The sequence below is a fragment of the Microbacterium sp. 1.5R genome (genome assembly GCF_007667425.1).
Lineage (GTDB): Bacteria > Actinomycetota > Actinomycetes > Actinomycetales > Microbacteriaceae > Microbacterium.
Window position 1 is genome coordinate 710,896 of sequence record NZ_VDRC01000002.1, and the last position, 14,031, is coordinate 724,926.

At 70.5% G+C, this 14,031-nt stretch carries 12 protein-coding genes and 1 tRNA gene; 9 read left to right on the forward strand and 4 right to left on the reverse strand.

From position 1 onward, the window contains the following. The first annotated feature begins 26 nt into the window (after positions 1-26). On the forward strand, positions 27-1,826 hold the full coding sequence (locus FSY98_RS14255; RefSeq protein WP_260857434.1) for a glycoside hydrolase family 15 protein: 1,800 nt from the start codon (positions 27-29) through the stop codon (positions 1,824-1,826). 72 nt (positions 1,827-1,898) lie between these two features. Here the strand turns inward: FSY98_RS14255 and FSY98_RS14260 are convergent, their stop codons facing one another. Next, on the reverse strand, positions 1,899-2,753 hold the full coding sequence (locus FSY98_RS14260) for a hypothetical protein (RefSeq protein ID WP_222119174.1): 855 nt from the start codon (positions 2,751-2,753) through the stop codon (positions 1,899-1,901). Between the two features lie 225 nt (positions 2,754-2,978). Here FSY98_RS14260 and FSY98_RS14265 point away from each other — a divergent pair, with 225 nt between their 5' ends. The 3 genes from FSY98_RS14265 to FSY98_RS14275 are packed head-to-tail and all read left to right on the forward strand — an operon-like array spanning position 2,979 to position 5,434. After that, positions 2,979-3,425, forward strand: coding sequence for a hypothetical protein (locus FSY98_RS14265; protein ID WP_144877301.1), 447 nt, complete (start codon positions 2,979-2,981; stop codon positions 3,423-3,425). After that, a complete protein-coding gene (locus tag FSY98_RS14270; RefSeq protein ID WP_144877302.1) occupies positions 3,426-4,829 on the forward strand; it encodes a sensor histidine kinase in 1,404 nt (467 codons plus the stop codon). Further along, a complete protein-coding gene (locus FSY98_RS14275) occupies positions 4,826-5,434 on the forward strand; it encodes a response regulator transcription factor (protein ID WP_144877303.1) in 609 nt (202 codons plus the stop codon). Before FSY98_RS14270 ends, FSY98_RS14275 begins: the two co-directional genes overlap by 4 nt. A 133-nt stretch (positions 5,435-5,567) precedes the next feature. On the opposite strand, the gene FSY98_RS14280 is transcribed toward FSY98_RS14275, so the two are convergent. Both FSY98_RS14280 and FSY98_RS14285 read right to left on the reverse strand, forming a co-directional pair. Next, a tRNA-Arg gene (locus tag FSY98_RS14280) sits at positions 5,568-5,640 on the reverse strand. A 16-nt stretch (positions 5,641-5,656) separates the two neighbouring features. Further along, positions 5,657-6,463: an SGNH/GDSL hydrolase family protein gene (locus FSY98_RS14285; protein WP_144877304.1), complete on the reverse strand. Its 807-nt coding sequence runs from the start codon at positions 6,461-6,463 to the stop codon at positions 5,657-5,659. A 70-nt stretch (positions 6,464-6,533) separates the two neighbouring features. On the opposite strand from FSY98_RS14285, the gene argS reads away from it, so the two are divergent. Both argS and FSY98_RS14295 read left to right on the forward strand, forming a co-directional pair. Next, positions 6,534-8,198 carry an arginine--tRNA ligase gene (argS, locus tag FSY98_RS14290; RefSeq protein ID WP_144877305.1) on the forward strand — a complete coding sequence of 555 codons (1,665 nt, stop codon included), beginning with the start codon at positions 6,534-6,536 and terminating at the stop codon, positions 8,196-8,198. Positions 8,199-8,238: 40 nt separating this feature from the next. Continuing rightward, positions 8,239-9,090, forward strand: coding sequence for a DUF2993 domain-containing protein (locus tag FSY98_RS14295; RefSeq protein ID WP_144877306.1), 852 nt, complete (start codon positions 8,239-8,241; stop codon positions 9,088-9,090). A 19-nt stretch (positions 9,091-9,109) separates the two neighbouring features. Here the strand turns inward: FSY98_RS14295 and FSY98_RS14300 are convergent, their stop codons facing one another. Beyond that, a complete protein-coding gene (locus FSY98_RS14300) occupies positions 9,110-10,150 on the reverse strand; it encodes a YihY/virulence factor BrkB family protein (RefSeq protein ID WP_186307699.1) in 1,041 nt (346 codons plus the stop codon). A 147-nt stretch (positions 10,151-10,297) separates the two neighbouring features. Between FSY98_RS14300 and lysA the strand changes: the two genes are divergently transcribed. The 3 genes from lysA to thrB are packed head-to-tail and all read left to right on the forward strand — an operon-like array spanning position 10,298 to position 14,007. After that, positions 10,298-11,710, forward strand: a complete 1,413-nt coding sequence (gene lysA / locus FSY98_RS14305; RefSeq protein ID WP_144877307.1) for a diaminopimelate decarboxylase — start codon at positions 10,298-10,300, stop codon at positions 11,708-11,710. Positions 11,711-11,767: 57 nt separating this feature from the next. Continuing rightward, the gene (locus FSY98_RS14310; protein WP_144877308.1) at positions 11,768-13,075 is read left to right on the forward strand and encodes a homoserine dehydrogenase; all 1,308 of its coding nucleotides are present in this window, start codon (positions 11,768-11,770) and stop codon (positions 13,073-13,075) included. A gap of 2 nt (positions 13,076-13,077) precedes the next feature. Continuing rightward, on the forward strand, positions 13,078-14,007 hold the full coding sequence (thrB, locus tag FSY98_RS14315; RefSeq protein WP_144877757.1) for a homoserine kinase: 930 nt from the start codon (positions 13,078-13,080) through the stop codon (positions 14,005-14,007). Positions 14,008-14,031: the final 24 nt, after the last annotated feature.

Sequence of the window (14,031 nt, forward strand, 5' to 3'; positions counted from 1 at the left end):
CCTGGAATCGTGACACACTACGGTCCGTGCCGGAACGGATCGAGGACTACGCCCTTCTCAGCAGCTGTCGGACGACCGCCCTCGTGTCCCGAGGGGGGAGCATCGACTGGCTCTGCCTGCCGCGACTCGACTCGCCGTCGGTGTTCGCCGCTCTGCTCGGCGATGAGAGCCACGGTCGCTGGGAGCTGCGGCCGACGGAGGCGGATGCCGTGAGCAGTCGGCACTACGACGGCGACACCTTCGTGCTCGTGACGCGGTGGCGGCACGGCGATGCGATCGCCGAGGTGCACGACTTCATGCCCGTGGGTCCCGATCCCGAGTCCGCGATCCTGCGCACCGATCTCGTGCGTCGCGTGGTCGGCGTCGCGGGGGAGATGTCGTTCACCCAGCATCTGACCCTTCGGTTCGACTATGCACGGGCCATGCCGTGGCTGCGTCAACTGGGCACCGCCGATGCGCCCTGCCTCGTCGCGATGGCCGGCCCCGACGCGGTCGCGGTGCGCGGAGCGTCGCTCGCATCGGTCGACCACGAGCACCGCGGCGAGGTCGTCGTCCGCGCCGGGGAGGTCCGCGATCTGCAGCTCACCTGGTTCCCGTCCTATCTCGACGTGCCGGAGCCGCTCGATGTCGGGCAGGCGCATGTCGAGACGGTGGCATGGTGGCGGGACTGGGCGACGCAGATCTCGCACGAGGGACCGCATCGCGATGAGGTGGTCCGTTCGCTGCTCATCCTGCGCGCGCTGTCGAACCATGAGACGGGAGGCATCGCGGCCGCGGCCACGATGGGGCTCCCGGAGGAGATCGGCGGCGAACGCAACTGGGACTACCGCTACGTGTGGCTCCGCGATGCGGCGCTGACGCTCGAGGCCCTCGTCGGTCACGGGTTCCTGCACCTCGCCGACGCGTGGCGCACGTGGCTGCTGCGCGCCGTCGCCGGTGACCCGGGTGATCTGCAGATCATGTACGGGCCGGCGGGTGAACGCGACATCGCCGAGCGTGAGCTCGGCCACCTGCCCGGTTTCGAGGGGTCGCGCCCCGTGCGCCTCGGCAACGGCGCCTCCACCCAGTACCAGGCGGATGTCGTGGGCGAGGTGATCGTGACGCTGTCTGCGGCGCGCGCAGCCGGCGTCGCCGAGTCGGCGTTCTCGTGGGCGCTCGAGCGGCAGCTGCTGCGCTTCGCCTCGGAGCAGATCGAGCGGCGAGACCAGGGGCTCTGGGAGATCAGGGGAGAACCGCGCTTCTTCACACACTCGCGCGTCATGATCTGGGCGGCGTTCGACCGGGCGGTCCGTGCCGTCGAGGAGGACGGACTAGACGGGCCTGCCGACCGATGGCGCGAGCTCCGCGACCGCCTGCGAGACGAGATCGACGCCCGTGGTGTCGTCGACGGCCACTTCGTGCAGCACTACGACACCGACGAAGTCGACGCGTCGCTGCTTCTGCTCCCGCAGGTCGGCTTCTGCACCCCCGATGACGCTCGCATGCTCGCGACGGTGGGGCGCATCGAGCAGACGCTGATGCACGGCGGGCTCGTCCATCGCTACCGCACCACGACGGGGGTCGACGGTCTGGCCGGCACCGAGGGCGCGTTCCTCGCGTGCTCGTTCTGGCTGGTCGAGCAGTACGCGTGCACAGAGCGCACGGACGAGGCTGAGGCGCTCATGGAGCGCCTGTGCGGGCTCGCGAACGATGTCGGGATGCTGTCCGAGGAGTACGACGTCGCCGCCGGCAGACAGCTCGGCAACACTCCGCAGGCCTTCTCGCACCTCGCGCTCGTGCGGGCCGCCGACGCCCTCGCCCGCCGCGCCCACCGTCCGCGCGGCTGACCGGGCGCGCGTTCCCGGCGACGCGAAGGCGGACCCCCGCAGGTGCGAGGGTCCGCCTCTCGGCCGGGAGGGTCAGCCGATCGGTGTGGGGTTCACGGGGTTCGGAGGGACGGGCAACGAGCCGTTGATGCGGTTCTGCGCCTGGCACTGGCTCGTGCAGTTCGTCGCTCCGGCGGAGAGCTCGATCGCGTCCTCGCCGAGGACGCCGCCCATGCGGCCTCCGGACTGCACGACCCACTTCGTCACGGTGCCCGACTGGAAGGTCTTGGTGGCGACCTGCGGGCTGTCCTTGCCGAGCAGCATCTGGTGGGCGTTCGCGCCGGAGGCCACGGCATCCTTCCCGTCGCCGAAGTTGATCTTGCCGGTGTACGAGTTCACGAAGTAGAAGAGGCCGGTGCCCAGCGTGTGGACGATCTCGACCGGCGCCGCGAACTCGGGCTCCATCTGGAAGATCCCACCCTGAGCCCCGTCCTTGGCCTGCACCTTCAGCTTGCCGGCGGAGGTGCTGAAGATCGCGACCACCGAGTCGTCCTTGACCTCGAGCTTCGACAGGCGCACCCCCGAGAGCTGGGCGGGGGTGAGGGTCGGAACCTTCGAGGCGAAGACGACGGTCGGCGTCGTGACCATGCGCTGCGAGTCCGAGGCACCCGTGAGCGTGTAGTCGTACACCCCGAGCGTCGCGGGGTCGATCGTGAAGCGGTTGTGTCGACCGGCGACCGACACCGGTCCGCTGACGGCGAGGTTCTGGAGCTTGATGTCCCTGCCTGCGGCGGGGTTGTAGGTGGTGCCGTTGACGGTGACCGCGTAGTCGCCGCCGGTCGCCGAGGTCTTCGCCTGGGCGGGTGCGGCGGTGAGCAGGAGAGCGGATGCTGCGACGAGTGCGGTGGCGAGCACCGCGGCGCGGCGCCTCACGGGGATGTGATGCATCGGGGTTACCTCTTTCGGTGGGAATCGATGCGTCCACGATCCGGCCAAGACCGGAGCACCGGCAATCGGACCATGGTCGTAGTACCCGTGCCCGACGGAGAGGTACTACGACCAAGGTCCGATGGTGCGCCTCGGCGGAGCAGGCGAGTCTGGAGCGAACCTGCCGGACCCGCGTGCTTCTCCGAGTGCCGGACGCAGGACACAATGGATGCGAGGTCGACCATGATGAAGAAGCGGATTCTCTGGAGCGCGGGTGCGCTCCTCCTCGTCGCGATGCCCGCGGTGATCGGTCTGTGGGGCAACGCGTCGTTCGCGCAGTCGGTGCCGGTGCGCGTGCCGACGTCCGGTCAGGTCTCGTCGCCCGCGCCGACCGTCGCTCCGGGCCCGACCGCGACCCCCTCGTCGTCGCCGGGCGTCGACGATCACGGCGGCGACGTGCCCCGCGACGAGCGCACCGAACCCGGTGACGATCGCGACGTGCAGGGCGGCACCGTCCCCGCACCTGCTCCGACGGCGGACGATCGCGGCGGCGACGTGCCGCGCGACGAGCGCACCGAACCAGGTGACGACCGAGGCGGGAGCGGTGGCGACGACCACGGCGGAGACGACGACAGCGACGACCACGGCGGACACGGTGGCGACGACCACGGCGGACACGGCGGGGACGACTGAGTGACGAGCGTCCCGAACGACGACGCGCCGGTGCCGTGGAAGACCCTGGTGACCGCGCCGACGAGCGCGGTCGCTCCCCGGCCACGGGCGACCACCCGCGCGATCGTCGTGCGGTTGGCCGTCGGCCTCGCGGCGGTGCTCGTCGTCGTCGGGCTGCTCGCGGCGTGGGCGGCGCAGTGGCTCGCCGAGCGGGAGGCGGTGAACGACGCCGCGACCGTGACCGACGTCCTCGCGGATGCCGTCATCCAGCCGCATCTCACTGACGCGTTCGCGGACGGCGACCCGGCGTCGGTCGAGGAGTTCGACGCTGTCGTGCGCGCACAGGTGCTCGGCGACGACGTGGTGAGGGTCAAGATCTGGGAACCCGACGGCACCGTGCTGTACGCCGACGAGGCGCAGTTGATCGGACGCACGTTCGAGCTCGACGAGGCGCAGCGGGAGGCGTTGGAGAACCCGTCGACGCGCGCGTCCGTCTCCGACCTCGATGAGGAGGAGAACGTCTTCGAATCGGGCTCCCGCCTGCTCGAGGTGTATCGCCCGGTGTGGGCACCCGACGGACGTCAGCTGCTGTTCGAGGTGTACCTGCCGTACGAGCCGGTCGCGACGCGCTCGGCCGATCTCTGGCGCGGCTTCGCCGGCGTCACGACGAGCAGTCTTCTCCTGCTCATCGTGCTCACCGCGCCGATCGTCTGGGGCCTGCTACGCCGCCTGAATGCCGAGGAATCGCGGCGCGCCGATCTGCTCCAGCACGCGGTCGACGCGTCGGATGCCGAGCGTCGCCGGGTCGCCGGAACCCTCCACGACGGGCCGGTGCAGGAACTCGTCGCCACGAGCTTCGCCGCCGAGAGCGCGGCGGACGCCTCCGTCCGCTCCGGCGACGACGCGGCCGCCGACCGCTTGCGCTCCGTCGCGGCGGCCGTCCGTGGCAACGTGCGTGTGCTGCGGTCGCTGCTGATGGACATCTATCCGCCCGGACTCGCGGCCGCCGGCCTGTCCCACGCCCTGCACGACCTCGCCGCGACCGCACGCAGTCGCTCCGCCGATGTCGAGCTGGACCTGCCGTCACCCCCGCCCGAGCTGTCGGCGGGGGACGAGCAGCTGATCTATCGGGTCGCCCAGGAGACTCTGCGCAACGCGGTGACCCACGCGGTGCCGTGCCGCGTCGTCATCCGGCTCCACGTCGAGGGCGACGAGGCGATCCTCGATGTCGTCGACGATGGAGCCGGGTTCGACCCGTCGATCCTCGACCGGCCACCACGGGGCGGGCACCTGGGCACCACTGTGCTCCGAGACCTCGCGCGGCAGGGTCGCGCCGAGCTGTCGGTGGCCACGTCGCCCGGACGGGGCACGCGATGGCGTCTGCGCCTGCCGATGCTGTCCGCAAGGATGGAGGATCCCTCATGATCACAGTGCTCGTCGTGGACGACCATGCGATGGTCCGCGAGGGCCTCGCCTCGGTGCTCGCCGCCGACGGCGACATCTCGGTGGTGGGTGCCGCAGCCACCGGAGCCGAAGCGGTGCGTCTCGCGGCGGAGCTGCGCCCCGACGTCGTCGTGATGGATCTGTCGATGCCGGTCATGGACGGAATCGAGGCGACGAAGGCCGTGCGGGAGGAGGTCGCAGGAACCCGCGTTCTCGTCCTCACCTCGTTCACCGAGCGCGATCGGGTGCGGCGGGCGATCGACGCCGGCGCCACGGGTTATCAGCTGAAGGATGCCGAGCCCGCCGACCTCCGTGCCGCGGTGCGCTCGGTGCATGCAGGTCACGCGCCCCTCGATCCGCGTATCGCCGGCGTCCTCCTCTCGGCGGATCGACCGGCATCGGGGCTGAGCGTCCGCGAGCGCGAGGTCCTGCGTCTCGTCGCCGAGGGGCTCGCGAACAAGCAGATCGCCGCCTCTCTCGGCATCGCCGAGCGCACGGTGAAGGCGCATCTCGGCAGCGTGTTCCGGCAGATCGGAGTGGCCGACCGCACGAGCGCGGCGCTCTGGGCCCGCGACAACCTCGACTGATATGCAGCAGCAGATGCAGTGACCGGGACCCGGGGATCGCGTTCTCGCCCGTCCGTGGATCTCGGAACTCGAGAAGTGCACGTGGACGACGAAGACCCCGCCCGAATGGGCGGGGTCTTGTCGTGGTGTTCCGTGCCCCCGACAGGAGTCGAACCTGCGACCTACGGTACCGGAAACCGGCGCTCTATCCACTGAGCTACGGAGGCGTACCGAACGACGATATCACTGCTCGGCGGTGGGCTCCGACCCGGCCTCCGTCACGGGCGCGTCGCCGAGTTCGGACAACGCCGCGGCCACCTTCTCGGCGAGGTACCGGTGCCCGTCGGTGGACGGATGCTTGCGCCCGACCTCCACGTCGATGACCGAGAGGTAGTTCTGGTCGGTGATCCAGTTCTGGGAGACGGGGGAGATGTACCACCACCCACGTGCGGCGGCGAGCTCCGACAGGTCGCTGTCGATGCGGGCGGTGCCGGCGCCGACGGGGAGCTCGTGCGGAGCGGGGCCGAGGATCACGATGGTGGCCGCCGGGTACTTCGCGGCCATGGCGTCCCACGCCGCATTCACGGCATCCCGGTATCCGGCGGCGCCCTGCTTCCGATCGTTGATGGAGCCCTGCAGGATGATCAGGTCCGGGTCGAGTGCGGGGTCGAGAGCGGCGATGCGCTCGCCGAAGGCCGGGCCGTCTATGCCCGGTTTCAGGTAGCCGCTCCCACGCACGCCGTTCACGATCGTCTCGCCGTCGAGCAGGTCGGCGAGCACGTAGGCGTATCCCTCCGTCGGCACGGTCGCGGCGGATCCGTACGTCCACGAATCGCCGAACACGAGCACGGTGGGGTGCTCGGGCAGCGCCAGCGGAGCGGGGGCGACAGCGACGACGTCATCGCCCGCAGGGGCAGCGCCGATGGGGTCCGTCGACGGCGTTCCGGTCCATGGTCGCCACACCCCGAGAGCGACGGCCGCGACCGCGAGGATGACGGCGACGACGACCCCTGCGACGGGCAGGCGACGACGGGCGGAGGCGGGCTGCATGGCATGACTGTAGATCACGTTCCGTCCGGCGCAAATTCGATCGTGCGACGCGCCGTAAACTGGGAGCTCTATGACTCCTAAAACGCTCGCCGAAGCCCTCCTCGCCGTCCTCGCACCGATCGCCGAGGAACGACGCCCCGGCGAGTCGCTTCCCGTCGCCGCGGCCGACATCGTCTTCGAGCGCCCGCGCAACCGCGAGCATGGTGACTGGGCGTCGAACATCGCGATGCGCCTCGCGAAGCAGCTGGGCACGAACCCCCGTGAGCTCGCCCAGCAGATCGCCGACGGTCTGGCCCGCGTCGAAGGCGTCGAGAGCGCCGAGGTGGCGGGTCCCGGATTCATCAACATCCGCCTCGGTGCTGCGGCTGCCGGCGCGCTCGCGAAGGTCATCGTCGATGCAGGCACCGCCTACGGCACGAACGACTCGCAGGCCGGTCAGAGCATCAACATCGAGTTCGTCAGCGCGAACCCCACCGGCCCACTGCACATAGGGCACACGCGCTGGGCGGCGCTCGGCGACGCGATCGCCCGGGTGCTCGAAGCCTCGGGTGCGACGGTCGCCCGCGAGTACTACATCAACGACGCGGGCGTGCAGATGGAGCGCTTCGCGCATTCCGTGCTCGCAGCCGCCAAGGGCGAGCCGACCCCGGAGGGCGGGTACGCCGGAAGCTACATCGGCGACCTCGCCGCCCGGGTGCTGGCCGCGCGCCCCGATCTGCTCGAGCTCGCAGACGACGAGCAGGTGCTCGTGACGCGCGAGCTCGCCTACGAGTTCCAGCTCGCGGAGCAGAAGGAATCGCTCGCGAAGTTCAACGTCGAGTTCGACGTCTGGTTCTCGGAGCGCCGTCTGCACGCGAAGGATGCGAGCGGTCTCAGCCTCGTCGACCGTGCGGTCGACCGGCTGCGCGAGCAGGGACACGTCTTCGACGAAGAGGGCGCCGTCTGGGTGCGCACCACCGACTTCGGAGACGATAAGGACCGCGTGATCCGTCGCTCTAACGGCGAATACACCTACTTCGCGGCGGACGCCGCCTACTACCTCGACAAGGGCGACCGCGGCTTCGAGTACAAGCTCTACCTGCTCGGTGCCGACCACCACGGCTACGTGCACCGTCTGAAGGCGATCGCCGGTGCGGCAGGGGAGGACCCCGCGAAGAACGTCGAGGTGCTCATCGGTCAGCTCGTCTCGATCGGCGGCGCTCGCCTCAGCAAGCGCGCCGGGAACATCATCGAGATGGACGACCTGCGCGAATGGCTCGGGACGGATGCGCTGCGCTACTCGCTCGAGCGTTCGCCCGCCGACTCGCCGCTCGCTCTGGACCCCGAGCTGCTGCAGAAGCGCAGCAACGACAATCCGGTCTTCTACGTGCAGTACGCCCACGCTCGCACGCACAACGTCGGCCGGAACGCCGCCGACTCGGGCGTCGACCGGTCGGACTTCGCTCCCGAGACCCTCACGCACGAGACCGAGGGCGCCCTGCTCGGCGCGCTGCAGGAGTTCCCGCGCGTCGTGGCGTTCGCCGCGGAGGTGCGCGAGCCGCACCGTGTGGCTCGTTACCTCGAGGAGCTCGCCGGCCTCTACCACCGCTGGTACGACAACTGCCGCGTGATCCCGCTGGGGGACGACCCGGTCGAGAGCGTGCACCGCACGCGGCTGTGGCTCAACGACGCGACGGGGCAGGTGCTCCGCAACGGCCTGCAGCTGCTCGGAGTCTCCGCGCCGGAACGCATGTGACACCGGTCGGCCGTCCTCCGATATACGGCAGGATGGCAGCATGAGCGACGACAACCACACCCTGCCGTACCCGGAGGCCGACTCGCAGCATCCGACGCTCGTGATCCCCGGCGGAGCGGACGGGACGGATGCAGCGGTCGCGCCGCGTCGTCGTCGCCGCTGGCCCTGGGTGCTCGTGATCGTCGTGGTGGTGCTGGCTCTGCTCGTCGTCGCCGCGGAGTTCATCGCTCGCGCCGTGCTCCCCGGCGTCGTCCGCTCGCTCGTCATCGAGCAGCTCGATCTCCCGACCGACCAGCAGATGGAGGTCGAGGCCGACGGCATCCTGCTCCCGCAGCTCATCGGCGGGCGCCTCGACACCCTTCACCTCTCGACCGATTCCGTCACGCTCCAGGGCATCACCGGCGCGGTGGACGTCACCGCATCCGGCGTGCCGCTGCGCGGCGGTGATCTCGCGGGCGCCGACGGCACCATCCGCATCGACGAGTCGCAGTTCACGACCCTGGTGGGGCGTACCGACCTGCCCGTCGACGAGGTCACCCTGGACGCGCCGAACGCGACCGTCTCGGGATCCGTCACGGTGCTCGGCATCGCGATCCCGGTCTCCCTCACGGTCACGCCAGGAGTGGCGGAGGGCGACCTCGAGCTGACGCCGGTCGGACTCACGATCGGCGGACTGCAGGTGGACGCCGATCAGGTCGGCTCGTCCCTGGGATCCCTCGGAGAGGACATCACCAGGACGCAGCGTGTGTGCATCGCCGATCAGCTGCCGGCCGGGATCACGATCACCGGGCTGCAGATCGACGGAAGCGAAGCGGTGATCGATGTGGACGTCGACGGCGCGATCGCCACCGACGCCACCCTGCTCGACAACGGCGTCTGCCCGCGCGGCTGACACCCGGCCCTCCGGTCGGTCAGCGCGCCTCGCGCTCGGCTTCCTGCGCCCTGCGCAGCTCGGCCGTCGCGATCGCCACGTCGACCTCCGCCCGCTGCACGCGGCGCTGCGGGAAGGTCGTCGCGCCGAAACGCGCACGGACCCGGTCATGGCGCTCCTCCTCGGAAGTGACGATGAACGCGCTCGAGATGAGGATGACTTGGGTCGACAGGTTGAGCCAGATGAGCAGCGCCAGCAGCGAGGCGAAAGAGGCGAGCAACGGGTTGCTCGTGGCGCCGCCGACGAAGAGGCTCGACAGCTGCTGCAGCACGACGAGGCCTGCGCCGCCCACGATCGCACCGGTCCACAGCGATTTCGCCGACGCCTTCACACCGGAGAGGACCCGGAAGACCCCGGCGATCAGCACGGTGTCGAGCGCGAAGACGATCAGCACCGAGGCGATCCCGATGATCCACGTCGCGGCGGCCGAGTCGTCGGCGATCCCCAGCAGCCCGGAGATCCACGAGATCCCGATCCGGCTCACGAACGTGACGCCGGCCGCGGTGACGAAGAGACCGCCGATGCCGATGGCGAGCAGGAGGTTGCGCAGCATCACCCAGATGAACAGGACGTCGTCGTGCGACGTGCCCGCGACGACGCGGATGGCGGTGCGGAGCGAGCCCACCGCCGCCAGCGCCGAACCCAGCAGGGCGACCGCGGAGACGATGCCCGCTACCGAGAGTGAGATCGGCTCACGCAGGTCGTCCGGGTTGATCACGCCGCCCTCGCCGATGAGGCCGGGAACGACCGACTGCACGGCATCGATGATGGCCCTCCAGGCATCCGGGTTGCCTGCGAGCCACAGCGCGGCGATCGAGAACCCGAGCAGCACGGCCGCGAAGACGCTGAACAGAGCGCGGTACGTCACGCTGTCCGCGAGCATCGGGCCTCGTCGCTCGGAGTAGAGGAGGAACGACCGCACGGCGCGTCGCTGCAGCGCCCATCGGATGGCGCCCGCGCTCACGCGCTGGATGAACCCGGGCCGGGCGTCGTCAGGGGCAGGGGTCTCTGAACTCGTCACGTGTTCACCCTATGAGCCCTGGAGCAGGGCTCCCAAGGGGTTGACGCGGAGAGTCCCATGACGGGCGCGGCATGGAGGGTGCCCTAGAATCGGGGTCAACTCGCCGTGCCCGCTCCGGCCCGAGACCCGCCCCACGATTGGTGATCCTTGCTTTCCCCTGCCGACTCGCCCGCCCCGGAATGGCTCGTCGCCCCCGACGACGCCAACGATCTCGCGACGGAGGTCTGGCCGGCGTCGGCGGCCCGTGACGGCGACGGTGCGATCACTCTCGCCGGGATTCCGGCCACCGCCCTCGCGCAGACCTACGGCACCCCGCTGCTCGTGATCGACGAGGACCAGGTCCGCGCCCGGGCCCGTTCCTTCCGCATCGCGTTCGACCGAGCGGCCGCCGACAACGGCACGACCGCTCAGGTGTACTACGCGGGCAAGGCGTTCCTGTGCACCTCCGTGGCCCGCTGGGTCGTCGACGAGGGACTCCGCATCGACGTGTGCACCGGCGGCGAGCTCGAGGTCGCCCTCGCGGCGGGTGTCGCCCCTGCGTCACTCGGCTTCCACGGCAACAACAAGTCGGTGGCCGAGCTCGAACGCGCCGTCGAGGTGGGCATCGGCACGATCATCGTCGACAGCGCGATCGAGATCGAGCGCCTCGCGGCGATCGTGGCACGCACCGACTCGACGCAGCGCGTTCTGGTGCGCGTCATCAGCGGGGTGCACGCCGAGACGCACGAGTTCCTCGCGACGGCGCACGAGGACCAGAAGTTCGGCTTCCCGCTCGCCGAGGCCGAGGAGGCCGTCGCGCGCATCCGCGAGATCGACGGTCTGGACTTCGCCGGGCTGCACTGCCACATCGGCTCGCAGATCTTCGGCGTCGCCGGGTTCCGCGAGTCGGCATCACGAGTCCTCGAGCTGCACGCGTCGCTGCTCGAGGGCGGCCCGGTGCCCCTGCTCAACCTCGGCGGCGGCTTCGGCATCGCCTACACGCGCGTCGACGACCCGACCCCCATCGAGACCCTGGCCGCCGAGATCGTCGCGGCCGTGGCCGAGGGGTGCGCCGCGCGCGGCATCCCGATGCCGGCTCTCTCGTTCGAGCCGGGGCGCGCGATCGTCGGCACCGCGGGCGTCACGCTCTACGAGGTCGGCACGACCAAGGACGTCGAGCTGGGGTCCGACGTCGTCCGGCGCTATCTCAGCGTCGACGGGGGGATGAGCGACAACGCGCGCCCCGCACTGTACGGTGCGCAGTTCTCCGCTCGTCTGGCTTCGCGTGAAGGGGTGGGCGCCCCGCAGCTCAGCCGCGTCGTCGGCAAGCACTGCGAATCCGGCGACATCGTCGTCGAACACGAGTATCTCCCCGACGACGTCGTACCGGGCGACCTGCTGGCCGTGCCGGTGACCGGCGCCTACTGCGCGTCGCTCGCGAGCAACTACAACCACGTGCCCCGACCCCCGATCGTCGCCGTGCGCGACGGTCGGTCCACGGTGATCGTGCGGGGCGAGACGATCGCCGACATCCTGTCCCGCGACGCCGGGATCCCCTCGGCGGACGCCGAGCGTGCGTGACCGGCACCGCGTCGGACGACACACAGCATCACCGATCCATCCTCCGAAGGAGAAGCAATGACGACTGAGTACCGACGACTTCGGGTGGCGCTGCTGGGCGCAGGAGCGGTCGGCTCGCAGGTCGCCGCCCTTCTGCTGCGGCACGGCGACGAGCTCGCCGACCGCGCGGGCGCCGCGCTCGAGCTGGCTGGTATCGCCGTGCGCGACGTCGACGCCCCTCGTGACGTCGATCTGCCGAAGGAGCTGTTCACGACCGACGCGGAGTCGCTCGTCCTCGGCGCCGACATCGTGATCGAGCTGATCGGCGGCATCGAGCCAGCGCGCACGAGCATCCTGCAGGCGATCGGCTCCGGAGCCGACGTCGTCACCGCGAACAAGGCCCTGCTCGCCACGCACGGTCCGGAACTCTTCGAAGCCGCCGACCGCGTCGGCGCCTCGGTCTACTACGAGGCAGCGGCAGCCGGCGCCATCCCGATCATCCGTCCGCTGCGCGACTCTCTCGCCGGTGACCGAGTGGTGCGGATCATGGGCATCGTGAACGGCACCACCAACTACATCCTCGACCGGATGGAGACCGAGGGCGCCGACTTCGCCGAGGTGCTCGCCGACGCCCAGCGTCTCGGGTACGCCGAGGCCGACCCCACGGCGGACGTCGAGGGATACGACGCCGCGCAGAAGGCCGCGATCCTCGCGAGTCTCGCCTTCCACACCGCCGTCCCGCTCGACGCCGTGCATCGCGAGGGCATCACGTCGATCACCGCGTCGATGATCGACGAGGCCCGTTCCGCCGGGTTCGTCATCAAGCTGCTCGCGGTCTGCGAGCGCCTCGAGGCCGACGGCTCCGAATCGATCTCCGTCCGCGTGTACCCGGCCCTCGTCCCGCAGTCGCACCCGCTCGCATCGGTGCACGGTGCGAACAACGCCGTGTTCGTCGAGGCCGAGGCAGCCGGTTCGCTGATGTTCTACGGCGCGGGCGCCGGCGGCGTGCAGACTGCGTCGGCCGTGCTCGGGGACGTCGTCTCCGCGGCGCGTCGCCACATCGCCGGCGGCGTCGGAGTGGGGGAGTCGACCCGGGCCAACCTGCCGATCGTGCCGATCGGCCACGTCACCACCCGCTACCAGATCACCCTCGAGGTCAGCGACGCCCCCGGTGTCCTCGCCACCGTCGCCGGGACCCTCAGCGACGGCGGCGTCTCCGTGGCGACGGTCGTGCAGACCGTCGAGGGGGAGGCCGAGCCGACCGCCCGTCTCGTCATCGGCACCCATCGTGCGACCGAGCAGGCGCTGAGCGCCACCGTCGACGCTCTCGCCGAGAGCGCCGTGGTGGAGGGCGTGGTCTCGGTGCTGCGCGTCGAGGGCGAGTGACGATGGGGCTCGGGCGCACCGTCGAGGTGACGGTCCCCGCGACCAGCGCGAACCTCGGTCCCGGCTTCGACACCCTCGGCCTCGCGCTGAGCATCTACGACACCCTCTCGGTCACCGAGCTCCCTGCGGGCGAGCTCGAGATCCAGGTGTCCGGATCCGGTGCGGAGGAGATCCCGCGCGACGCGTCGAACCTCATCGTCCGCACCATCGCCCACGTCTACGCCGATGTCGCGCGCGACATGCCCGGTCTGCGCATCGTCGCCGAGAACGGCGTGCCGCACGGTCGCGGGCTCGGCTCGTCCGGAGCGGCGGTGACCGCCGGCATCCTCGCGGCGAAGGGCCTGCTCGAGGGAGACGTCGCGATCGCGGATGCCGACATGCTGCGCCTCGCGACGGAGATCGAGGGCCACCCCGACAACGTCGCCCCCGCCCTCTTCGGCGGTCTCACGATCGCGTGGGTGGGCGAACGGGGACCCCAGCACAAGAAGCTGCTCGTGCATCGAGGCGTGTCGCCGCTCGTGCTCGTGCCGTCGTACACGATGTCGACGTCGAAGGCCCGTTCGCTGCAGCCGCCGCAGGTGTCGACCGCGGACGCCGTGTTCAACGTGTCGAGGTCTGCGCTGCTGATCGCGGCGCTCATGCAGAGCCCCGAACTGCTGCTGGATGCCACGGCCGACCGCCTCCACCAGGACTACCGTGCCGAGGCAATGCCCGAGACGCAGCGTCTCGTGCAGGCGCTCCGAGCCGCCGGCTTCGCGGCCGTCGTCTCGGGAGCCGGGCCGAGCGTGCTCGTCCTCGCGGACGGTCCGGGCAGCCGTCAGGAGGCCGCCGAGCTCGCCGCGACGACCACCGACACCCCGTGGGACGCGCTCCTGCTCGCCGTCGACGTCCGTGGTGGTACAGTGGGGAACCGAGCGGAGGGCTCCACGTAGTTTCGTGAATCTGGCCCCATTGCA

What these genes read in the sequence shown, in the direction of transcription:
- FSY98_RS14260 (WP_222119174.1), bottom strand. Translation starts at nt 2,753, where the DNA reads ATGCATCACATCCCCGTGAGGCGCCGCGCCGCGGTGCTCGCCACCGCA.
- FSY98_RS14265 (WP_144877301.1), top strand. Translation starts at nt 2,979, where the DNA reads ATGAAGAAGCGGATTCTCTGGAGCGCGGGTGCGCTCCTCCTCGTCGCG.
- FSY98_RS14275 (WP_144877303.1), top strand. Translation starts at nt 4,826, where the DNA reads ATGATCACAGTGCTCGTCGTGGACGACCATGCGATGGTCCGCGAGGGC.
- FSY98_RS14285 (WP_144877304.1), bottom strand. Translation starts at nt 6,463, where the DNA reads ATGCAGCCCGCCTCCGCCCGTCGTCGCCTGCCCGTCGCAGGGGTCGTC.
- argS (WP_144877305.1), top strand. Translation starts at nt 6,534, where the DNA reads ATGACTCCTAAAACGCTCGCCGAAGCCCTCCTCGCCGTCCTCGCACCG.
- FSY98_RS14295 (WP_144877306.1), top strand. Translation starts at nt 8,239, where the DNA reads ATGAGCGACGACAACCACACCCTGCCGTACCCGGAGGCCGACTCGCAG.
- FSY98_RS14310 (WP_144877308.1), top strand. Translation starts at nt 11,768, where the DNA reads ATGACGACTGAGTACCGACGACTTCGGGTGGCGCTGCTGGGCGCAGGA.
- thrB (WP_144877757.1), top strand. Translation starts at nt 13,078, where the DNA reads ATGGGGCTCGGGCGCACCGTCGAGGTGACGGTCCCCGCGACCAGCGCG.